The sequence below is a fragment of the Alphaproteobacteria bacterium 33-17 genome (genome assembly GCA_001897445.1).
Taxonomy (GTDB): domain Bacteria; phylum Pseudomonadota; class Alphaproteobacteria; order Rickettsiales; family 33-17; genus 33-17.
Genome location: MKSX01000011.1, coordinates 47,164 through 67,194 on the forward strand (window position 1 = coordinate 47,164; position 20,031 = coordinate 67,194).

Annotated in this window: 15 protein-coding genes; 5 read left to right on the top strand and 10 right to left on the bottom strand. The window is 33.4% G+C overall.

The genetic code is table 11. From position 1 onward, the window contains the following. Positions 1-75: 75 nt before the first annotated feature. From BGO27_02190 to BGO27_02215, 6 genes are read right to left on the bottom strand one after another with little or no spacing between them, the layout of a single operon-like run. The gene (locus BGO27_02190) at positions 76-750 is read right to left on the bottom strand and encodes a hypothetical protein (protein OJV15299.1); all 675 of its coding nucleotides are present in this window, start codon (positions 748-750) and stop codon (positions 76-78) included. Further along, complete coding sequence (locus BGO27_02195) at positions 737-3,895, bottom strand: hypothetical protein (GenBank protein ID OJV15300.1); 3,159 nt, start codon at positions 3,893-3,895, stop codon at positions 737-739. Before BGO27_02195 ends, BGO27_02190 begins: the two co-directional genes overlap by 14 nt. Positions 3,896-3,899: 4 nt before the next feature. Beyond that, positions 3,900-4,196, bottom strand: a complete 297-nt coding sequence (locus BGO27_02200; GenBank protein OJV15301.1) for a hypothetical protein — start codon at positions 4,194-4,196, stop codon at positions 3,900-3,902. Next, the gene (locus BGO27_02205) at positions 4,196-5,362 is read right to left on the bottom strand and encodes a phosphoglycerate kinase (protein ID OJV15302.1); all 1,167 of its coding nucleotides are present in this window, start codon (positions 5,360-5,362) and stop codon (positions 4,196-4,198) included. The genes BGO27_02200 and BGO27_02205 overlap by 1 nt, the downstream gene beginning before the upstream one ends. Before the next feature lie 2 nt (positions 5,363-5,364). Next, entirely contained in the window at positions 5,365-6,363 is a 999-nt protein-coding gene (locus tag BGO27_02210) for a type I glyceraldehyde-3-phosphate dehydrogenase (GenBank protein ID OJV15303.1), read from the bottom strand. Position 6,364: 1 nt separating this feature from the next. Continuing rightward, the gene (locus BGO27_02215) at positions 6,365-8,308 is read right to left on the bottom strand and encodes a transketolase (GenBank protein OJV15304.1); all 1,944 of its coding nucleotides are present in this window, start codon (positions 8,306-8,308) and stop codon (positions 6,365-6,367) included. A gap of 130 nt (positions 8,309-8,438) precedes the next feature. Here BGO27_02215 and BGO27_02220 point away from each other — a divergent pair, with 130 nt between their 5' ends. From BGO27_02220 to BGO27_02230, 3 genes are all read left to right on the top strand, one after another. Then, positions 8,439-9,344: a hypothetical protein gene (locus BGO27_02220; protein OJV15305.1), complete on the top strand. Its 906-nt coding sequence runs from the start codon at positions 8,439-8,441 to the stop codon at positions 9,342-9,344. Between the two features lie 82 nt (positions 9,345-9,426). After that, positions 9,427-9,708, top strand: coding sequence for a hypothetical protein (locus BGO27_02225; protein OJV15306.1), 282 nt, complete (start codon positions 9,427-9,429; stop codon positions 9,706-9,708). Positions 9,709-10,136: 428 nt separating this feature from the next. After that, positions 10,137-10,700, top strand: a complete 564-nt coding sequence (locus BGO27_02230) for a hypothetical protein (GenBank protein OJV15307.1) — start codon at positions 10,137-10,139, stop codon at positions 10,698-10,700. A gap of 335 nt (positions 10,701-11,035) precedes the next feature. Here BGO27_02230 and BGO27_02235 read toward each other — a convergent pair whose 3' ends face one another. Genes BGO27_02235 through BGO27_02245 form a run of 3 tightly spaced genes read right to left on the bottom strand, consistent with a single transcriptional unit; the run spans position 11,036 to position 15,176 of the window. Continuing rightward, the gene (locus BGO27_02235; GenBank protein OJV15308.1) at positions 11,036-12,436 is read right to left on the bottom strand and encodes a hypothetical protein; all 1,401 of its coding nucleotides are present in this window, start codon (positions 12,434-12,436) and stop codon (positions 11,036-11,038) included. Continuing rightward, complete coding sequence (locus BGO27_02240) at positions 12,433-14,172, bottom strand: hypothetical protein (protein ID OJV15309.1); 1,740 nt, start codon at positions 14,170-14,172, stop codon at positions 12,433-12,435. Before BGO27_02240 ends, BGO27_02235 begins: the two co-directional genes overlap by 4 nt. A 32-nt stretch (positions 14,173-14,204) precedes the next feature. Then, a complete protein-coding gene (locus BGO27_02245; protein OJV15310.1) occupies positions 14,205-15,176 on the bottom strand; it encodes a hypothetical protein in 972 nt (323 codons plus the stop codon). A 116-nt stretch (positions 15,177-15,292) separates the two neighbouring features. Between BGO27_02245 and BGO27_02250 the strand changes: the two genes are divergently transcribed. Further along, positions 15,293-16,456 carry a hypothetical protein gene (locus tag BGO27_02250; protein OJV15311.1) on the top strand — a complete coding sequence of 388 codons (1,164 nt, stop codon included), beginning with the start codon at positions 15,293-15,295 and terminating at the stop codon, positions 16,454-16,456. Here BGO27_02250 and BGO27_02255 read toward each other — a convergent pair. Next, entirely contained in the window at positions 16,449-18,935 is a 2,487-nt protein-coding gene (locus BGO27_02255) for a hypothetical protein (GenBank protein OJV15312.1), read from the bottom strand. The genes BGO27_02250 and BGO27_02255 overlap by 8 nt on opposite strands. A 175-nt stretch (positions 18,936-19,110) precedes the next feature. Between BGO27_02255 and BGO27_02260 the strand changes: the two genes are divergently transcribed. Continuing rightward, positions 19,111-20,028, top strand: a complete 918-nt coding sequence (locus tag BGO27_02260) for a hypothetical protein (GenBank protein ID OJV15313.1) — start codon at positions 19,111-19,113, stop codon at positions 20,026-20,028. The last annotated feature ends 3 nt before the right edge of the window (positions 20,029-20,031 follow it).

Below are 20,031 nucleotides of genomic sequence, written 5' to 3' on the forward strand. Positions count from 1 at the left end.
TAACTGATAATATCAAGTATACACCAAAAATGAGGGGGGGGGTAAAGTTAAAATTTTAACTTTATTTAAATATTATTATCCGTTAAATCCTTTAGCAATTAAATACATTTCAGCTGAATCCTGCCTGCTGGATTGTGGCTTAAAGTGCTTAACTTCTTTAAAATTTCTTTTAAAATCAGCGAGTAATTTGTGTTCAGTGCCGCCCCTTAAAACTTTTACAACAACTGATCCGCCAACTTTTAAGTTCTCAATTGCAAACTCATACACAAGCTCGCAAAGCATAACAATTCTGTCATGATCAACATCTGAAAACCCAGTCGATGATGCAGCCATGTCGCTAAGTACTACATCTAGTTTTTTACCTGCTAAAATAGTATTAAGCTCATCTACTGTTTTTTGTTCTGTAAAGTCACCATGAATTAATTCTACTCCTTCAATTGGTTCAATCTCTTGAAGATCAAGACCAATGACAGTAGATTGTTTTTTTGCAGAATTGCATTTTTCTAAAATCACCTGAAGCCAGCTACCAGGAGCCGCACCTATATCAATAATACTGATACCTGGCTTTAATATTTTATATTTCTCATCAATCTCTAAAAGTTTAAAAGCCGCACGTGAACGATAACCCTTTTCTTTAGATAACTTCACAAACGGGTCATTAAGCTGACGCTCTAACCATAGCTTAGATGAAAGCTTTCTGCCTTTTGCTGTTTTTACTTTAATTCTTTCGGTTCTTTTAAACTGTTTCATTTTCTATAATCTTATTTGTAATTTTTTCTAAAATACTATTTTGTTTAAGCCTTGAACTTAGGAAATCAAAATTTACCAAATCAGCATCCTGATCCTGATATCTACAGCTATAAATATAAGTCTTTTCTAAAGTTTCAGGGTCAATATGCTCCTGAATACACTGCGCGCAAATTTCCTTCATCATGCACTGCATTGGCGAGTTTATACTTGCCGTAACTTTAGCTTTTGGCATATATTTTCTTATATTTTTACTTACCGCTGCCATCATTCTGTCTGAGCCGATAGTAACCACATGCTCTATGCCAGTTATATCATTTTCTCTAGAGAAAGCATCAATTGCCTGCAATATGTTTCCTTTATAAGCTTTATCACCTTCCCTGTGAATTTTAGGTGTCCCTTCATCACAGCACCAAATCGTTACATCAGATGACGCTTCAATTTCTTCCGGCTTAAATATATCCCTAAGGCTTCTGTACCCTGCTGCATATATTACCTTACAGCCATTTGCTTTTAAGCTTCTGCCAATTGAGAATAATACCGCATTACCAAGACCGCCGCCAATCAGCATAACTTTCTGATTTTTATAAATTTCGGTTGGCATCCCACTAGGACCCATAAGGCATACTTCAGTACCAATTTGTAAATGCCTGCAAAGCTTACTCGAAGCCCCCATCTCTAAAACTATCAGAGAAACAAGCCATTTTTCTTTATCTACCCATGCACCTGTTAAGGCCATGCCTTCCATTTTTCCGCTAAAGTCCTGAAATTTATAAAACTGGCCAGGCTCAAAATTTTGGGCGGCAAGCTTACTTTCTAATACCACTTCAACAATAGTAGGCGTAAGTAAATTTATACCATGAACACGAGTTATAAGCGATTCTTTAACTTTTGGGAAGATGTTTCCGGAAATATTTTCACTTTTGTTTAAAATTCTTTGAATTACAGGGTAAGCCTTTTTCGCGCTTGCCATGGCTTTTACTACATTTCCTTGATATGACGGATGCATATCCCCTAAAATACTAACGCTTAAGCCTTCATTTACCGCCAAAAATACATCTGACGTGGGCTTTGCAATTTTCTCGGGAATTACAGGTACTCCTACTTCATCCAAAAGCTGTATATAACTATTATCAACTTTTAGATTTATATCTTCAGCTACCATATTATTAGGGTTAGTGCCAGCTGCAATAAATGCCGATTTTGCTGGAATACCAATCATTTTACCATTAACATCAACTTTTAAAGCAGATAGCCAGCCGCTTTCATCTTGAGCAAACTCAATCGGAGTTGCATTTTCAACAATTTCAATACCTTGCTTAAGCGCAAGTTCAATTTCCTCATGGTTAAGTCTATAAGCAGGTGATGCTTCTATTTCCTTACGGTAAACAAGTTTAACACCGCCAAGGCTTCTTAGAAATGCCAGTTTTTCTATATTATTTAGCTGCTTAAGCGCTTTATAATGAGCTTCATATTCCTCAAATATAGTTAGTTCTTCGTTATTAAGAGAAGCTTTAAAATCCTCAATATCCTTCAGATTTGCAAACAAATTATCAAGCATTCTTGGGTAATATGCCAGCATCTCGGTTGCAGTATCAATAGCAGTAAGACCACCGCCTATAACAACTGCTGGAAATCTTACCTGAAGATTCACAAGGCTTTTAGGATTAAATGCACCGCCCGACTGCATATTCATTAAAAAATCAGATGCGGTTCTTACACCTTTAATAAGCATGTTTTTTATTTCAGGCAGGTTCGGTTTTCCTGCACCACATGCGAGCGCTATATGGTCAAATCCAAGTTCTTTTGCTTGGTTATAAGTAATATTAGATCCAAACCTAATTCCGCCCATCAGCATGAAATTTTGACGTCGCTCTAATATAATTCTAACTAAAGTCAGAAAGTTTTTATTCCATCTATTAGTAATTCCGTATTCTGCAACACCACCAAATCCATATGGCACGCGGTCATCTAAGTTTTCAAATACATCAGCAATATTTTCAATTAAATCAGTCTTATAGTTATTTGGAAGTGGCATAATTCTAAGCCCATCTATCATGGTCACAAAATTGCCTTCCATTAGCAAATGGTATGCAGCATTAATTCCTGCGGGACCACTACCTACAACCATTACATTTTTCTGGGTCAGGTTTTTAACGATAGGTCTTTCTATATTTAGCGGATTCCAGTAAGTAAGCAGGTTATAAATCTCAAGACCATAGCTTAAATTTAGCACGTCCATTAATACCTGACTTTCAATATGCGGAATATCAACAGGCTCTTGCTTTTGGTAAATACAAGACTTCATGCAGTCATTACATATTCTATGACCAGTAAGCGCAAGCATTGGGTTATCTATCATCGCCATGGCAAGCGGTGCAAATAGCAGCCCTTCTGACTTAAGATAGTTCATCTCTGAAATTTTTTCTTCTAACGGGCAGCCTGTTAAGGTAACCTGAAGCTCATTCTTTTTAAACTCATTTGATGCTTTCTCTTTAAGACCTTTACTGCATGAGTCTTTACCTTGATTATGGCAAAAAATACAGTAATGAGTTTGGTCATAAGAATATTCTTTCCCCAGGAATTCACTATTTAAGCTAAAACCATCTCTTAATTCTGCATCTTCCTCATATTTTTTATGAAGTAAGTTGTGAAAATCTAGTTTTTTAGGAAGGTAATATAAAATATTCGTTTTGTCAGAATTATGCACCAAGTTATAAGCCGTATATGTACGCATAGACTCTAGCATTTCATCTGATGGATTATTTGCATAAAGTGTAGCAATATCCTCATCTAATAAAGCAAGCTTTGCTTTTAAATATGCTTCTTCTGATATATCAATATTTGCTATATTTTTAGCAACTTCTCTTTGTACAAAATGTTTTTTAAAGCTTGCATGAAGTGCCATCTTTTTAGCATATTCTTTGCTAGAATCTGTCTCTAGAATTTTATCAAATTTCACAGCTAAAAAAGCTTCTAAATAAAAACTTATATCTATCAGGAACTTACTTAAATTATCATAGTCAGCTTGATTATTTCTAAGCTGAATCAAGTTATTGTAGCTTTCAAAATTTTCGCTTTGCAGAAAGCTTAAAAACTCTCTGTCAATTGCTTCTAAATCTGTATGCGAATATGTTGTTTTTAGCATAATATTAAAATGTATAAATTTCTATTCCAAGCTGCTCGGCTTTATCTCTAAAAAGCGCTTTATACTCACCTTGTAAATCACTCGTCATTTTGGTAAAACCTGATTTATAAGCATCTTCCATTAAATGGATATTATCACCTATATCAAAAATCCATTTATCCTTAGCAATTCCTAAGGTTTCTGAGTGCTTTACAATAGCTTCTACAAACTTAAACCCTTGTTTCGCAAGAAAGTCTCTATTGTTAACGAGAAGGCAATCAGCTTCTATGTTAGCTAAGTCAGCTATATTAGTAATAACCACTACTTTAGGGCTTTGATTCCCGGTAATTCCTTTCCTTCCAGCCATTCTAAAAATGCTCCGCCAGCTGTTGAAATATAGGTAAAATCTTCATCACAATTCGCAATGTTAATTGCAGCGTTTACATCCCCACCACCTGCAACAGATATAAGCTTTCCTTGCTTTGTAAGCTCGGCTGCCTTTTTAGCAATAGCGATTGAACCATTTGCAAACGGCTTAAATTCATATGCGCCAACTGGTCCATTCCAAATGAGTGACGCTGACTTTTCAAGAATTTCTGATATTTGAGTAACCGACTTTGACCCAATATCTAAAATCATTTCATCACTTTGAACCAAATCAAAATTTTCTTCCCTAGCTTCTGCATCATCACTAAGTTTCTTTGCAATTATTCCGTCTACAGGAAGGATAATTTTGCATCCTGATTTTTCGCAATCTAAAGCAATTTGTCTTGCACTCTCAATATAATCTTCTTCATAAAGGGATGCGCCAATATTTACACTATTGAGTTTAAGGAAAGTATTAGCCATAGCTCCGCCAATAACCAAATAATCAACTTTGTTAATCAAATTTTTTAAAATATCAATTTTAGTCGAAACTTTACTTCCGCCAACAATAGCTGTAACTGGCTTCTTAGGATTTAATACAATGTTTTCTAAATTTGTAATTTCGTTGTTAAGCAGTAATCCAGGATATGATGGAAGGAACTGATTTACAAATGAAATTGACGTATGACTTCTATGACAGCATGAAAATGCATCATTTATAAATACGTCCATGTTACCTGCAAGTTCTCTAGCAAACTCTATGCTTCCCTCTTCTTCACGCTTGTCAAACCTGATATTTTCAAATAGTACAACTTGATTGCTATTTAAAAGCTCTTTTGCCTTATTAATATCAGATTCAAACTGAATTGATACGCTTGGTATAAGTTCTTTTAACGCTTCAAATACAGGCTTTACAGAAAAGTTTGGATCAATACCTTTTGGTCTGCCTAAATGCGTTAACACCAAAACTTTGGCATTTTGCTTTATTAAAGCCTCAAGTGTTGGAAGTGACTTTTTCACCCTTGTTAAATCTTTAATAACGCCATTTGTAATAGGCACGTTAAGATCAAGTCTAAGCAATACTTTTTTATTATTTAAATCAGCTTTAGTAAAATCTTTCATTCTTATAAATCCTTAGCAACTAACCTTGCAACATCTAACATTCTCACTGAGAAACCCCATTCATTATCGTACCAGCTCATAACTCTTGCAAACCTATTACCAACTACTGCTGTTTCTAATAAATCAACTGTAGAGCTGTTTGGATTGTGGTTAAAGTCAATTGATACTAATGGCTCATTTGAAACCCCAAGCGCACCTTTCATATATGAATTTGCAGCATCAGATAAAATCTCATTGATTTCAGCTTTCGATGTATCTCTATTTGCTACAAAGCTAAGGTCAACAAGTGATACGTTTGGTGTTGGAACCCTGATAGCAGAACCAAGTAATTTACCTTCAAGTTCAGGTATAACAAGCCCAATTGCCTTAGCAGCGCCTGTTGTTGTTGGAACCATTGAAGTACCCGCAGATCTTGCGCGTCTTAAATCTTTGTGACTACCGTCTAATATATTTTGGTCATTTGTGTATGCATGAACAGTTGTCATAAAACCGCTTTCAATACCGATTTTATCGTTTAAAACTTTCGCAACTGGCGCTAAACAGTTTGTAGTACATGATCCAATTGATATTACTTTATGCTCGTTAGATAAAATATCATCGTTAACTTTGTATACAATTGTTGCATCTGCTTCATCACAAGGTGCTGATACTAATACTTTTTTTGCACCTCTTTCTAAGTGCTTAGCTGCATCCGATCTTTTGTTAAATTTACCAGAGCATTCTAGAACAATATCAATACCGCTCCAGTCAAGTTCATTAATATCTCTGCATCTTGTAAGCTTCATTCTATGACGACCAGCAACTATATAGTCACCGTCAGCATAAAGTTCGCCCCTGAATGCGCCATGAACTGAGTCATATTTAAGTAAGTGAATATGCGAGTTAATCTCAGCAGGACCATTAACAGCAACAAGGTCAATATCATCAAACGGATACTCTACAAGCGCTCTGATTACACATCTACCAATTCTACCAAGACCGTTTATCGCTATTTTCACCATATTATTTCCCCATTTTTGCTAAAACTTTGTTTACAACATTTTCTTTAGTAAATCCAAAATGCTCAAAAAGTACATTTCCTGGCGCTGATTTACCAAAATCACTCATTCCTATGAAAATCCCGTTATCACCTATGAATCTTTCCCATCCTAAGCTAATTCCAGCTTCAATAGCTACTTTTTGGCTATTAGGATTAAGCACTGATTTTCTATATTCTTCAGACTGTTTGACAAAAAGCTCCATAGAAGGCATGGATATAACATTTACCTTGTGTCCTTTTGCTTCAAGCTCTATTGCGCTATCTACTGCAACGCCTACTTCTGAACCTGTTGCTAAAATTTGAATGTCAGCATTATCAGATCCGTAAACTTTATAAGCACCTTTTTGTACTTGATTATTGTCTAAATCTGTTTTTAATCTTCTTAAGTTTTGCCTTGTGAGAATAAGTGCGCTAGGACCATTATGTTTTAAAGCAAATTCCCATGCTTCCATTGTCTCTACAGCATCACAAGGTCTTAGAACTGTCATATGCGGTATTGACCTAAGCATTGCTAAATGCTCAATCGGTTGATGAGTAGGTCCATCTTCCCCAACGCCTATTGAATCATGCGTAAGTACATATATTACATGCTGATTCATAAGAGCAGAAAGCCTTATTGCTGGCTTCATATAGTCTGCAAAAACTAGGAATGTACCAGAATATGGTATTACATTTCCATAAACTGCCATACCGTTCATCATTGCAGCCATTCCATGCTCTCTTACGCCGTAATGAACATATGCACCGCTAAAATCATTAGCGCCTATTATTTTATGTGTTTTAGTTTTAGTATTATTTGACCCTGTAAGATCAGCAGATCCACCAAGTAAAGTATCAAGATACTTTCCTAAATACTCAATTGTATTACCAGATGACTGTCTGCTTGCTTCAGGTGCTGTGTTTGTTTTTAAATGTTCTTTAAGCTCTGCAATTGCTTTATTAAGATTAGCTTCAAAATCTTTAGGCTTTGCTGTAAAATCATTTTCGCTTAAGTTTTTGTTTTTTATAGCATTTTGCCACGCTTCATATTCGCTGCTGCCGTTTTCAGCTGCTTCCTGCCAAAGTTTATATACATCTTCAGGAATTTCAAACGGAGTATGTGACCAGCCTAATTTATCTCTAAGACCCTGAATCTCACTTTCACCAAGTGGCGCACCATGTGATTTTTCAGATGCTTCTTTAGTAGGAGCTCCAAAACCAATTTTAGTTTTAGCAGCTATAAAATATGGCTTTTTAGAATTTCTGGCATTTTCAAGAGCTTTTTTGATTTGCGAGTGGTTATGACCATCAATAATCTCAACTTCAAATCCATAAGCTTTATAACGGTTTATAATATCTTCAGATACTGTAAGAGAAGTTGCACCATCAATAGATATGCTATTATCATCAAATATAAACACAAGGTTATCAAGATTTAAGTGTCCTGCGAGCGATGAAGCTTCGTGTGAGATACCTTCCATAAGGCAACCATCACCAAGTGTCACAAAAATCTTATGGTTTATAACATCACTGCCAACTTTGCTTGCAAGCTTCTTAGCTGCAATTGCCATACCTACTGCGTTTGCCATACCTTGACCCAGTGGCCCAGTTGTGGTTTCAACTCCAATGGTATGACCATATTCCGGATGACCAGGCGTACGAGAATCAAGTTGTCTAAATTGCTTTATATCATCTATTGTAAGGCCATAACCCAAGAAATGAAGTAGCGCATATTGTAGCATTGAACCATGACCATTTGATAGAATAAACCTGTCACGGTTAGGCCATTTCGGATCTTTTGGGTTAAATTTAAGTACGGATGAGAAAAGAACTGCTGCGATGTCTGCCATCCCCATTGGCATTCCAGGGTGCCCTGATTTAGCTTTTTCAACTGCGTCAGCAGCTAAAATTCTTATACTATTTGCCATGTGGAGGTGTTGTTCAGACTTATGATTATGTTTCACTACTGCCTCTAGGATCAAAAAAATTTGTTGAATTGCAGCATGTATACTATATTTATAGTAATATTACAAGTTTAGAGTAACGGAATTTATTAACATGAAAATGATTATTGCGCTTAAAAGTTTGAAAAACATAGTAATTCAAAGTTTCTATAAAAAAGATTTATACAGAAATGTTGTATATAACTGGAAAGGATACGGTCAAAAATATTTGCTTATCTTATGCCTAATTGCATCAATCCCTACAATACTGTTTTCAGGCGCATTGCTTGACGATATATATGATATTTTAGGTGACGTTTTGCAGCTTCATGATAAAGCTATTAGCAATACCGATAAGCAGGAAGCTGAATCTGCAAAATTTATTAATGATTTACTTACTCAAGTACCTGAATTTATTGTAAAAAATGATAGAATATCAGCTAATAATGATGCTCCTTTTATTATCAAGTCTAATGTATTAGATAAAAATATTGTATTAATTGACACCAAACCTGGCAGCACCCCTAAAAATGAATACATGGTAAATGTAAATGACACTAGTATTAGTTTTGGCGAAATTACCCTAGATTTAACTCCACATGTACAAGGCATACAAAAGATTGTTAATTCTGATACAATTTATGAATACATTCGCAGCTTTTATAAGGCTAGCGTATCGTCATTTATGACAATTATTTTTGCAAGTGTGGGTTATTTTATAGCTGCCATTTATTTTAAACTTATTGTTAATTTAATTGGTATGTTTTTACTCAATAAATTTAGCAAGCTTGGCTTTAATAAGGAACAGGTTTTTAGAATTGTTTCTATCTCAGCCTCTCCTGCTATTGTTATACTCAGCGGTTTCAATTTAGTTGTATTTTTATCTTATTTCTTATTTAAAAATAATATGATGGGTGCTAACTATATTTCAACACAAAGCCAGATATTTTCATTAGTATCACTAGGTTATTTATTTTATGGATTTATTAGCATAAAACACCAACATTTGACTAAAAATTAATAATTAAAATTTACACTTGAACTTAAATAATAATTATAATATACAACACTTATTAATCTAACATTAATTCAAGGGTAAAATTATGCTAAATAAAGGTAATGTTATAAAATATGATGAAACTTTCCTAAAACCTACATTTCGCAGCGAAGTTGAAGAAAAATACCCTTTAACTCCTTCACAACAATCATTGCTTTCAGGCTTTGTAGGATTTAGCACAATAACAAAGGTTAAAGATGAAAAGTATCAAGTTCCAAAGATAACTTTTGAACAAGCAAATATGTTTCGTGTAACATTTGACAATAATTATTCAGAAGTACTTGTAAAAGCTCTGATTAATTGTTATCATGGTATTAGTCATAATTAGTAAATAAGTGTATTTAAAATGTTAAAATTATTGTCTATTGTGTTAGCTTGCTTTGTTTTAACCTCATGCCTAGAGAAAAAACTACGTGACTTAGAAAGCCCTTGCGTTGCTAACGAATATAATGCTTCTTCTGACAATGAACCTTGCGTAAGAAGACCAGCAAATGCATGGATTAGCAAAGTATAATACAATTTTAGCTATGCACATAAATTACGAGCGACATGTAGTAAAATCTACACAAGCTATGAAATGAGGTGTGCAAATTTTAACGTAAAAACTATAGATTGACAAATCTAATACAAAAAGTAAATTGGGCGTAAAAAATTAATACAAATTAAAAAGTTATGTCCAAATATCATATCACACATCAAAACAGCACTTACTATATTGATTTCTCTATTCCTGTTAATCTCTATCATTCGCTTTTTGTGACAAGTAAGAAATTTCCAGGTACTCAGTACAAAGTCTTAGAAAATTACCTAAAAGAACATATTTCCGATTATCATAATGAAAATGAACTTAAAGAAGATATTTACAACAAAATCAATGAAATAGAACCCCTTGGTATATTAGATACATGGTTTGGTCTTTCCAACAAAAACAATTACCTATTTAATTTTTCACTTATTTATACGCCAAAAAACTATTTTAAAATAAGCGATACAGCCAATAATAGCATAACCATTACCTCAAAAATGGTAAATCTTGATGACATATCATTTGCAGGTGCTGTATTTGTACCATCTTACGGAAATCATGATATTTTACATACTGCATTTCAATATAACTCTAATTTTTCAAAACCATCGGGTGATTTATATAGTATATTATATAATGGTTATTACGCGCATATTCATTATGAAATTGAAGGTAATTTTGACTTCAATAATATCAGCTCAATTTACCAGAGAGCTTTAGCTTCTGAAAAAATGCATCAGTCTGAAGATAACGAATTTTTATATATAATAGATTGCGATTACGTTCTTAATTGATAAAATACTTGCAAAATAAGTACGCATTATTAAATTTCAAAGATTCCAGAACACTTTTTGCATAAATTATGCAATACCAGAAATGATGAGAGACGCGTACAAAATAGTACGCGAGCGAGAAATGACGCAGTATTCCTATAAATAGCTAAAAACAGGAACTAAAAGCGATGTGTAGCAAACTACACGAGCTTTGTAGTGACGCATTATTAAATTTCAAAGACTCCAGAACACTTTTTGCATAAATTATGCAATACCAGAAATGACGAGAGACGCGTACAAAATAGTACGCGAGCGAGAAATGACTCAGTAGTGCTTAATTTATGCAAAAAGAAATTTTATTCTTCTTTGAAAGAATGCCTTAAACTATAAACAATAGGACTTAGGAAATATTCCAGGAAGGTACGTTCACCTGTTACTATGAAGACTTCTGCTGGCATACCAGCGAGTAGCGTTTTCTTTTGTGCTTTTACTGAATCCATATCTATTGTGACGCGTGCTAAATAATATGGCTGACCACTTTTTTCATCTACTACTTTATCTGAAGATATATATTTAATTTTGCCATCAAAACGTGGAGTAAATCTTGCTTTAAAAGCTGTTACCATTATTTTTGTAGGCTGACCTTCTTTTACAACATCAATATCTTTGGTAAAAACCTTTGCCTCAACTATAAGCTCAGCATTTGAAGGAGTAACTTCCATTATAGGCTGGCTTGGTGGAATAACCCCACCTTCAGTATGGAATCTTAAGTTTGTTACTATACCATCTTCTGGCGCTGTAATAACTGTTCTATTCTCAATATCCTGCGCGGCATCAACCTCTTGTTTAAGCGATGCTAGTTGCTGATCAAGCTCTTTTAATTCCTGTGAAAGCTCACGCTTGCGGTTTTGCTTCATTTGCTCAACTTTAAGCCTTACTTCATTTATTGATTCTTTAGTTTTGTTAATATTTGAATGATACTCACTAATTCTAATATCAAGTTCCGCTATATTTTTTTCAAGTGATAAAAGCCTTGTTTTTTGAACCAATTGCTTTTCATATAGTGTACGTACATTATTTAACTCTTCCTGAACAAGCTCTTTTTCTTTATTAGTTGCTGCAAGCTGATTTTCAAGATTATGCACCTGATCATTAGCAATGTTAATTTGCTGTTCATGAATACCGATTTGTCCTTTTAAAGTATTCAAATTCTCAGATAACACTTTTTTCTCTGTTTCCCAGATTTTAACAAGCTCAGGATTCTCTGCGATCTCTACGCCAGCTGGCAGCATAAAACTGTCTTGCTCTTCTAATTCAGAATTAATTCTTGCTTCAGATATTTTCTTAGCGTTTGTTTGATTTATAAGAACCTGAAGTCTGGATTTAGCCTGAGTCTTTGAAAGCTGCATAAGAGGCTGACCGCGTTTTACAATATCCCCTTCTTTGATTAAAATCTTTTCAACAATCCCACCCTGAAAATGCTGTACGATTTTTGTATTTCCAGTTGGTACAATTGTACCATGAGCAATAACAGCACTATCAAGCGGTGCAAAACCACCCCAAACTATAAAAAACAGAAAGAAGAATACAACAATATACATACCTCTTTCCAAGCCATGCCTGATATGATCAACCAGATTTAGCATTTGAGGATCATTGCTATATTTTTCCCTCATTTTACCAATGGTAAGTGGCGGCATGTTCTTAGGAAACCAGTTACGTAGTTTCATTATAAGTGTTAATATGCTTCTATTCATGCGCCGCTCTTATTTGTAATTTTAGTCATAATTATTTCTTTTGTATCATAATCTAAGATAGTACCGTCACGTAAAATCATCACTTTATCTACTGCATTTAATATAGAAAATCTATGTGAAATAATAACTGTAGTAATACCTTTTTCTTTAACTTTCTGTATCGCTCTAAATAAAGCTGCCTCGCCGTTTTGATCAAGGTTTGCATTTGGTTCATCAAGAACTAAGAATTTTGGATTACCATAAAATGCTCTAGCTAGAGCAATTCTTTGCTTTTGACCACCCGAAAGCGCAGCCCCCTCTACACCAATTCTGGTGTTATATCCCTCAGGAAGCTTTAAAATTAAGTCATGAACTTCTGCCATTTTAGCAGCTTCTATTACACTTTCATCATCAATATCTTCCTGCATTCTGGCAATATTTGCTTTTACCGTACCATTGAAAAGCTCAATATCTTGCGGTAAATAGCCTATATATTTACTACAGCTAAACTCTTCTTTTGCCCTATTCCATTTAAAGAGATCAGCTCCGTCTAATGTTACCTCACCCTGTGATGGTGGAAGTATGCCTACCATAAGTCTTGCTAAAGTTGACTTACCCGCTGCACTATCACCAATAACAGCTACTACATCGCCATTATTAATTTCAAATGACATACCTTTAATAATAGGTCTATGTTGCTGAGGAGTCTTACCTTGTATAACGTATACCAGGTTACTAACTTTTATATTACCGCTAGGTTCAGGCAGTTGAATATCCTGCGTAGTAATTGCTTTGGTATCTAAAAAGTTTTTAAGCTTCTCAAAGCCCTTACGAGCAATAATAACATGCTTCCATGAAGCAACAATTGCCTCAAAAGGACCAAGAGCGCGCCCAACTAAGATAGAACCGGCAATCATTCCGCCGCTTGTAAGTTCACCCTTAAGAACTAGCATTGCACCTGCACCAGTAATTGCGATTTGAATAGTAAACCTAAAAAATTTAGTAATATTTGACAGCGCAGATGATATTTTCATTGCTTCTTCACGGTAATAATTACCGCTTTTATTTCTCTCATCCCAGAATTTAAAAATATTATTTACCATACCCATAGCTGCTACAACTTCAGAGTTTCTTGATACAATATCCATCTGCATCATACTACGGTTAAAGCTTTCATTAGCTGTATCATACATTTTTTTAGTAGATCTCTCAGAAAGTAAAGCCAAAGTAATTAGTATTACAGCGCCACTTACCGTAATAATTCCATGAACTGGGTGAAGGAAAAACAAAGTAATTAAAAATACTATTGCCCATGGAGCATCTATAAATGTCGTAAGACCTGTACCGCTGATGAAATTCTTAACATTCTCAAGTTCACGAAAGAAAATAGATGTAGAAGCACCTCTATTGTGAAGAGTATAATAAATTGATCTTGTAAAAATTTCTTTTGAAAGCTCACGATCCAGCCATAAAGCATAGCCACGTAACATTTCGGTTCTAGCGCCGTTAATCATCACCATTGCTACAATTGATGTCATAACTATGATAGTAAGCATAAGTAATGTATGCAAACTTCCGCTTGAAATAACCCTATCTAAAACCTGAAGGGAATAAATAGACATAGCAAGCATAAGAAGATTATACACGAGACCGAAAACTATAGAAAAATGAAGAACGTATCGAGATTTGTATATAAGCTTCAGCAATACATTTTCACTATCTTCATCAATTTCTAATAACTTAAATAAAATACGCATTACTAACTACTTAAACTGTTTAACTCATTTTTTTAAGTATAGTAGTATTTCTTATACCATTCAACAAATAACTCTGTTCCTTTTTCTAAAGCAACTGTTGGCTGAAAGCCTAATTCTTTTTGAGATAGCGAAATATCAGCATATGTTTCTCTCATATCACCTTTACTCATGGGCAAATCTTTAATTATTGCTTTTTTACCTAAAAATTTCTCAATATAACTTACTAAATCTGTAACTTTTTCGGGGTTATTATTCCCCAGGTTGTAAATTTTGTATGGATCGCTAGCATTATGGTTAACTTTACAAGATGCAATAATACCTGCAACAATATCATCCACATAGGTAAAATCACGTTTTAGCTGCCCTTTTTCAAAAAGCGTTATTTCTTTTTCATGATCTATATTTTGGGTAAATGAGAAAACTGCCATATCAGGTCTGCCAAAAGGACCATAAACTGTAAAAAACCTAAGTCCAACTGTTGGAATTTTATATAAGTGCGCATAGCTATAAGCCATTGCCTCATCTGCAATTTTTGTTGCGGCATAAAGTGACATAGGAGATAGTATTTTACTATCCACTGAAAAAGGAACAGTATTTTCAAGACCATATACAGAGCTTGAACTTGCAAATACAAATTGTTTTATTTCCGCCTGCCTAAGCCTTGCAAATTCCATAATAGATAGCATGGCAGATAAATTGTGTTTGCCATATTCAAATGGATGATCAATAGAGTATCTTACCCCAGGCTGGGCAGCCAAATGAATAATATAATCAATAGATACATTACCCAGCAAATCTTTCAACTTGTCAAAATTTCCTACATCAAACTCATGATATTCAAAACAAGCATGCTGAATGTCACTTAAACGCGCTTTTTTAAGGCTTAAATCATAATATGGCACCATAGCATCTATACCAATAACATTATGCCCCGCCAGTAATAAAGTCTTTGCCGTATGATATCCAATGAATCCAGCAACACCTGTAATTAAGTACGTACTCAACTGTTTTTCCTCAAATTTTCAATTATTCTTGAATTAATACCTGATTTTATAGGGTTGACAACTAATTTATTAAAAGGCTAAGATAAGAACCCCTTAATAAATTAACGGAGGTCAAAATGCCAGACATTAAATTTGAACCCAGCCAAAGCCTTACATTAGGCGTAGAAATTGAACTACAATTATTAGACCAAGAAACATATGACCTCAGACCATCTGCACTAGAGCTGATAGATATAGTTGGAGATAAACATCCCAAAATCAAACCTGAAATTTTCCAAAGTATGTTAGAAGTTAATACAGAAGTATGCAGTGATGTTCATCATGTCAAAAACTGTATAAGCCAGACATTTTCTGAATTAAACACAGCGTGCAATCAAATTGGTATTAAGTATGCTACTACTGGCACTCATCCATTTGCACGTTATAGTGAGAGAATTTTATACCCTCTTCCTAGATACAACGAACTTATAGATAGAAACCAGTGGATTGCACGCCGCCTTAGTATATTTGGGCTGCATGTTCATATTGGTATTGAATCACAGGAAGAATGTATAGGTCTTATGAATTTTATGCAGCACTTTTTGCCACAGCTTGCAGCACTTTCATGTAGTTCACCATTTTGGCAGTCAAAAGATACAGGGCTTTATTCATCTAGACTTTCAGTATTTGAGGCATCGCCTACCAGCGGTCACTGCGATTATATTAAAGACTGGCAGACTTTTAGCAATATTGTGCATACTTTAAAAGAGTGTAAGGCTATAAAATCTACTAAAGATTTATGGTGGGATATAAGACCTGCACCCCACTATGGTTCGCTTGAAATCAGAATATGCGATGGCACTGCAACATTTCACGAGCTTTTAGGAATTGTGGCGTACATTCATGTTCTTGCGCACTATTATCACAGGTATAAAAACTATCCGGTAGAATTGTTTAGGCTTATCAATAACCATGAAACTTTCATACCACTTTGGATAATTAGAGAAAACAAATGGCGAGCAATGCGCCATGGTATTAATATGGAAACTATTAAACACGATGGTACAACATTATTACTTAAAGATGACACTTTTAAAAACTTAGAGATTTTAAAGGATATTATATCTGAACTGAATTATGGAGAATATATTGGTTATATTATAAATATATTTCAGTACGGTAATAGCGCTAACAGACAACTGAAAAAGTACAAAAAAGCTAAAAGCTTAAGACAAGTTGCCAAAATGAATGCAAGCGAATGTTATGAAAGTTTTTTAAATAACAAAAATTGCATTATTTAGATTTAGACTTAGATTTTGGCTTTGTCTTTTTCTCTTTTTGTTCAATTATATCTATTATAAATTTTGGTGATTTTTTCATAGCTGACTTAGCTGGTTTCATAATATTTGTGTTACTTTCCTTATTGTCAGAAGTTAACAAATTATTATTTGCACCAGGCATTAAAGCGCTTGTGCGTTTTAATGTTTTTTCTTCTGGCTGAAGTGACTTTGCTTTGTTACCATATATAACTTTATCATTGGCCAAGGTAATATCATTTGCTTTGAGAAAATCTTCGTATTTTGTACCATCTGGCATCTCTAACTGATTTGTAATAGCAAATTTGATAAATTCCACTTCAATATCAGATAAAGGTTTTTGACTACTAAGTTTCTGCGATAATATTATTTTTAAAGGGCTAAAAGATATTTCTTGTATTGTTTTATTACGGTACGTAGATATATTGGCTGAATAATTATTTTCCCACGCCCAAATCAGTGGATTATGAAGTACTCCAAAATCATCTCTAATTAGAATATTGTTATTTGCTGCATACACAATTGGATCAAGAGTTTTACTACTATACATAACTTCAATCCATCCACCATTTTTAAATAATGGATCATTAATATGCATTCTGCTAATGACATCTAACTGCTTCATTATATTTTCAATTTTATCCAAGCTTTCATCTAAAATAAACTTAAAAATATTTGCAAATTCATTTCTGATACGATTAAAGAGTTCCTGTTTAGAATTTATTTCATGAGGATTTAGTTTTTCTGGATAGATATCTTTCCATCTTTTAATGACTTTTTTTACATCTTGCCCCATATTTGCATATTCATTTGCAATATTAACGGTTTCGTGCTGATATAAATGCTTCCATTCCTCTATAGCATTTTGAAGATTCATATGCGCATATTTAAACTGCGGATTCTTTTCCAAATCAAAAGAAAAATGTTTTGTGTAATCTTCTAATGCTACACCAATATTAAATAAATCAGCAGATCTTTTATCTATAATATGATAAGCATAATCTAAACTTAGCTGATCAACTATTCTTTTTAAACTTTCATTAAATTCAGCAATATTAAATTTTAAATGCCCACTATTTATATAATTTAAAAATCCATAATGCTTTAGATGAATATGCAAGTTTTTGATTAAATCAGGAAATGTTCTGTGAAAAACCATAAATGATTTTCCGTGGTCAATTTTATTTACTTTGTAAGTATCATCTTCTTGATCATGAGTAACCATTAAGTTCTCTGCATGATAATCAACATCGCCTAATACACTGCAAGTAGCGATAACACTTTCAAAGCCTTTTAATTGACTAAGCTTAGTTGCATTTATATTGGCCAATAACGTTTTTGGACTCTCTACAAAATCTTTTAGACTAATTGCATTTTTTATAAATTTAGATGCATAATAAACTTTATTGTAATCATCAATTCCTGGCTTAACTACTTTCTCTTTAGGCGCTTTTCCTGTAAGAGCAAATTCAAATAAATCTGCTGCCATAATTTCATTAATGCCGTCATGTCTATCGTTTTTAGCTTCTTGCGTAATACAATCTGAACGTTCTTTGTAAAAACTTTTTAACATATGACGTTCATTATTTGTAACTAGATTAGCTTGATATCCAGATGCTTTACCAGCACCTTTTTCTGCTACTTTTTCAAATTGCCATCTGTCACCTGTTTGCCTTTCTATTTGTAAATTTTTTACTCTTTTAGCGTACCTGTTAAATCTGCCCTTTTCATCGCCAGCCTTGTATTTACTTTTTAAATTTATAAGCTCTTTCTGTGTTTGAGCTTGTACTCGGTTACCAATCTTCACAAAATCTGCATTTTCTTTTTCAATGTTTTTTAATATTTTTAATATACGTTTATTATCTTTATAATAGTCTTTGAGACCATCCAGAATACCTTGTAACGTATTATTTTTAAGATTTTTACTATCAGAAACACTTAAAACATTAAATATATTTGTTGCTATAATGTCTGAATTTATCAATTCTTGTGGCAATGAATTAGTAGTTAAAACAACTATTTCGCAAGCCCGTTTTATTATTTGGTTATCATTTAATTTTTGCGCCAAAATATCTCCAGATAATTTTAGCATCATCAAATATTCATTTTGTATAGTTTTAAAAGTGCCTATAAAATTATCATTTTTAAAACGTTTTCTTAAAGTATTATAGGTAATATCTAATACTTCAGATGTCACTTTATTTACAAAATTTTGTCTATCTTGACCTTTTAACTTACTTTTATCAGCTTCAAGCTCTGCTATAAGCACAGAAATATCAAGAACTAATGATTTAAAATCTAAAATATTTTCAACTTCATTATTTGATATCTGATCTGCAGCAATTACCATTCTGGTAAGTAGCTCTAAAAAATCTATATCTATTTTGTAATGTTTCTGTAGTGCTTTAAATAAACTTTCAGAAGATTTTTTTATATGATCAAGATTATCTGAAGATTTTGTCATGATAATTACCGGCATTTAATAATATATTATTAATATTCTAACATATACCATGTTTAAGTTCAATAGGATCTACTAAGTACTTCATAAATAAGGAAAACCTGATGCTTTTATTTGACAACCTGGGGTTATACAAATATAAGTAACAACCATTTATACAATTAATCAGGAAAATCAGATGTTTATTACCATTTTCATAGACATAGCAATACTTACTACAATGGGTATAATTTTATACCGCTTTTATAAAAATTTTGATAGTTTTGCATCAAGCTATGGTGCAGAAATTTTAACAACCCTTGGAATTTTTGGCTGTTTTTTAGGTACTTTAATATCACTATTTAGCCTTGACCCCAATGACGTTACTGGCACTATGCCATCATTTCTAAGCAGCATAAAAACAGCATTCATTTGCTCAGCTTTTGGTGTACTTGGAGCATTGCTGATACGGGCAAGACATAAATTTAAAGAGCCAAAGGGAGAAACAGTATTATCAACAATAAAATCTATGCATAAGGATCAGAATAGAAATTTTAGAATTGCTTTAAGATTTGCTCGTAAAGGTTCTAATAAATTAGTTGAAATGAATCAACAAGCCTTAATCATAGCTTTAAACAATATTGTTTCTGATTTTAATAATCATTTTACCACTCAATTTGGGGAAAATTTTAAGCATTTAAATAGTGCTGTAGAGAAGCTTGTCGTATGGCAAACTGAATATAAGAATGATCTTGATAAAATTATAGTACATCAAAAAAATCTGAATCATTCTCTTGATATAATAAAGGACACTTCACCAATTTTTGATAAAAAAATTATTGAAGTTCTAGAGGCAATGAAATATGTTCACGACTCATTTTTAAAGGATGTTGAAAAATATCAACATGATATAAACAGTCAAATTACCACAAATGTCACAAATATTAATGCTTCATTAAAAACAGTAGAGAAATCATTAGAATACTCATTAATTTCTCTAGATGATAACCTTTCCGCTTTAAGCAACAAATTTCTTGAGGACTATACCCCTCTTACCGAAGCACTGCAAAAAGTTGTGAATATTGCTAAAGATATTAAACTTCCTGAAGAGGCTTAATTT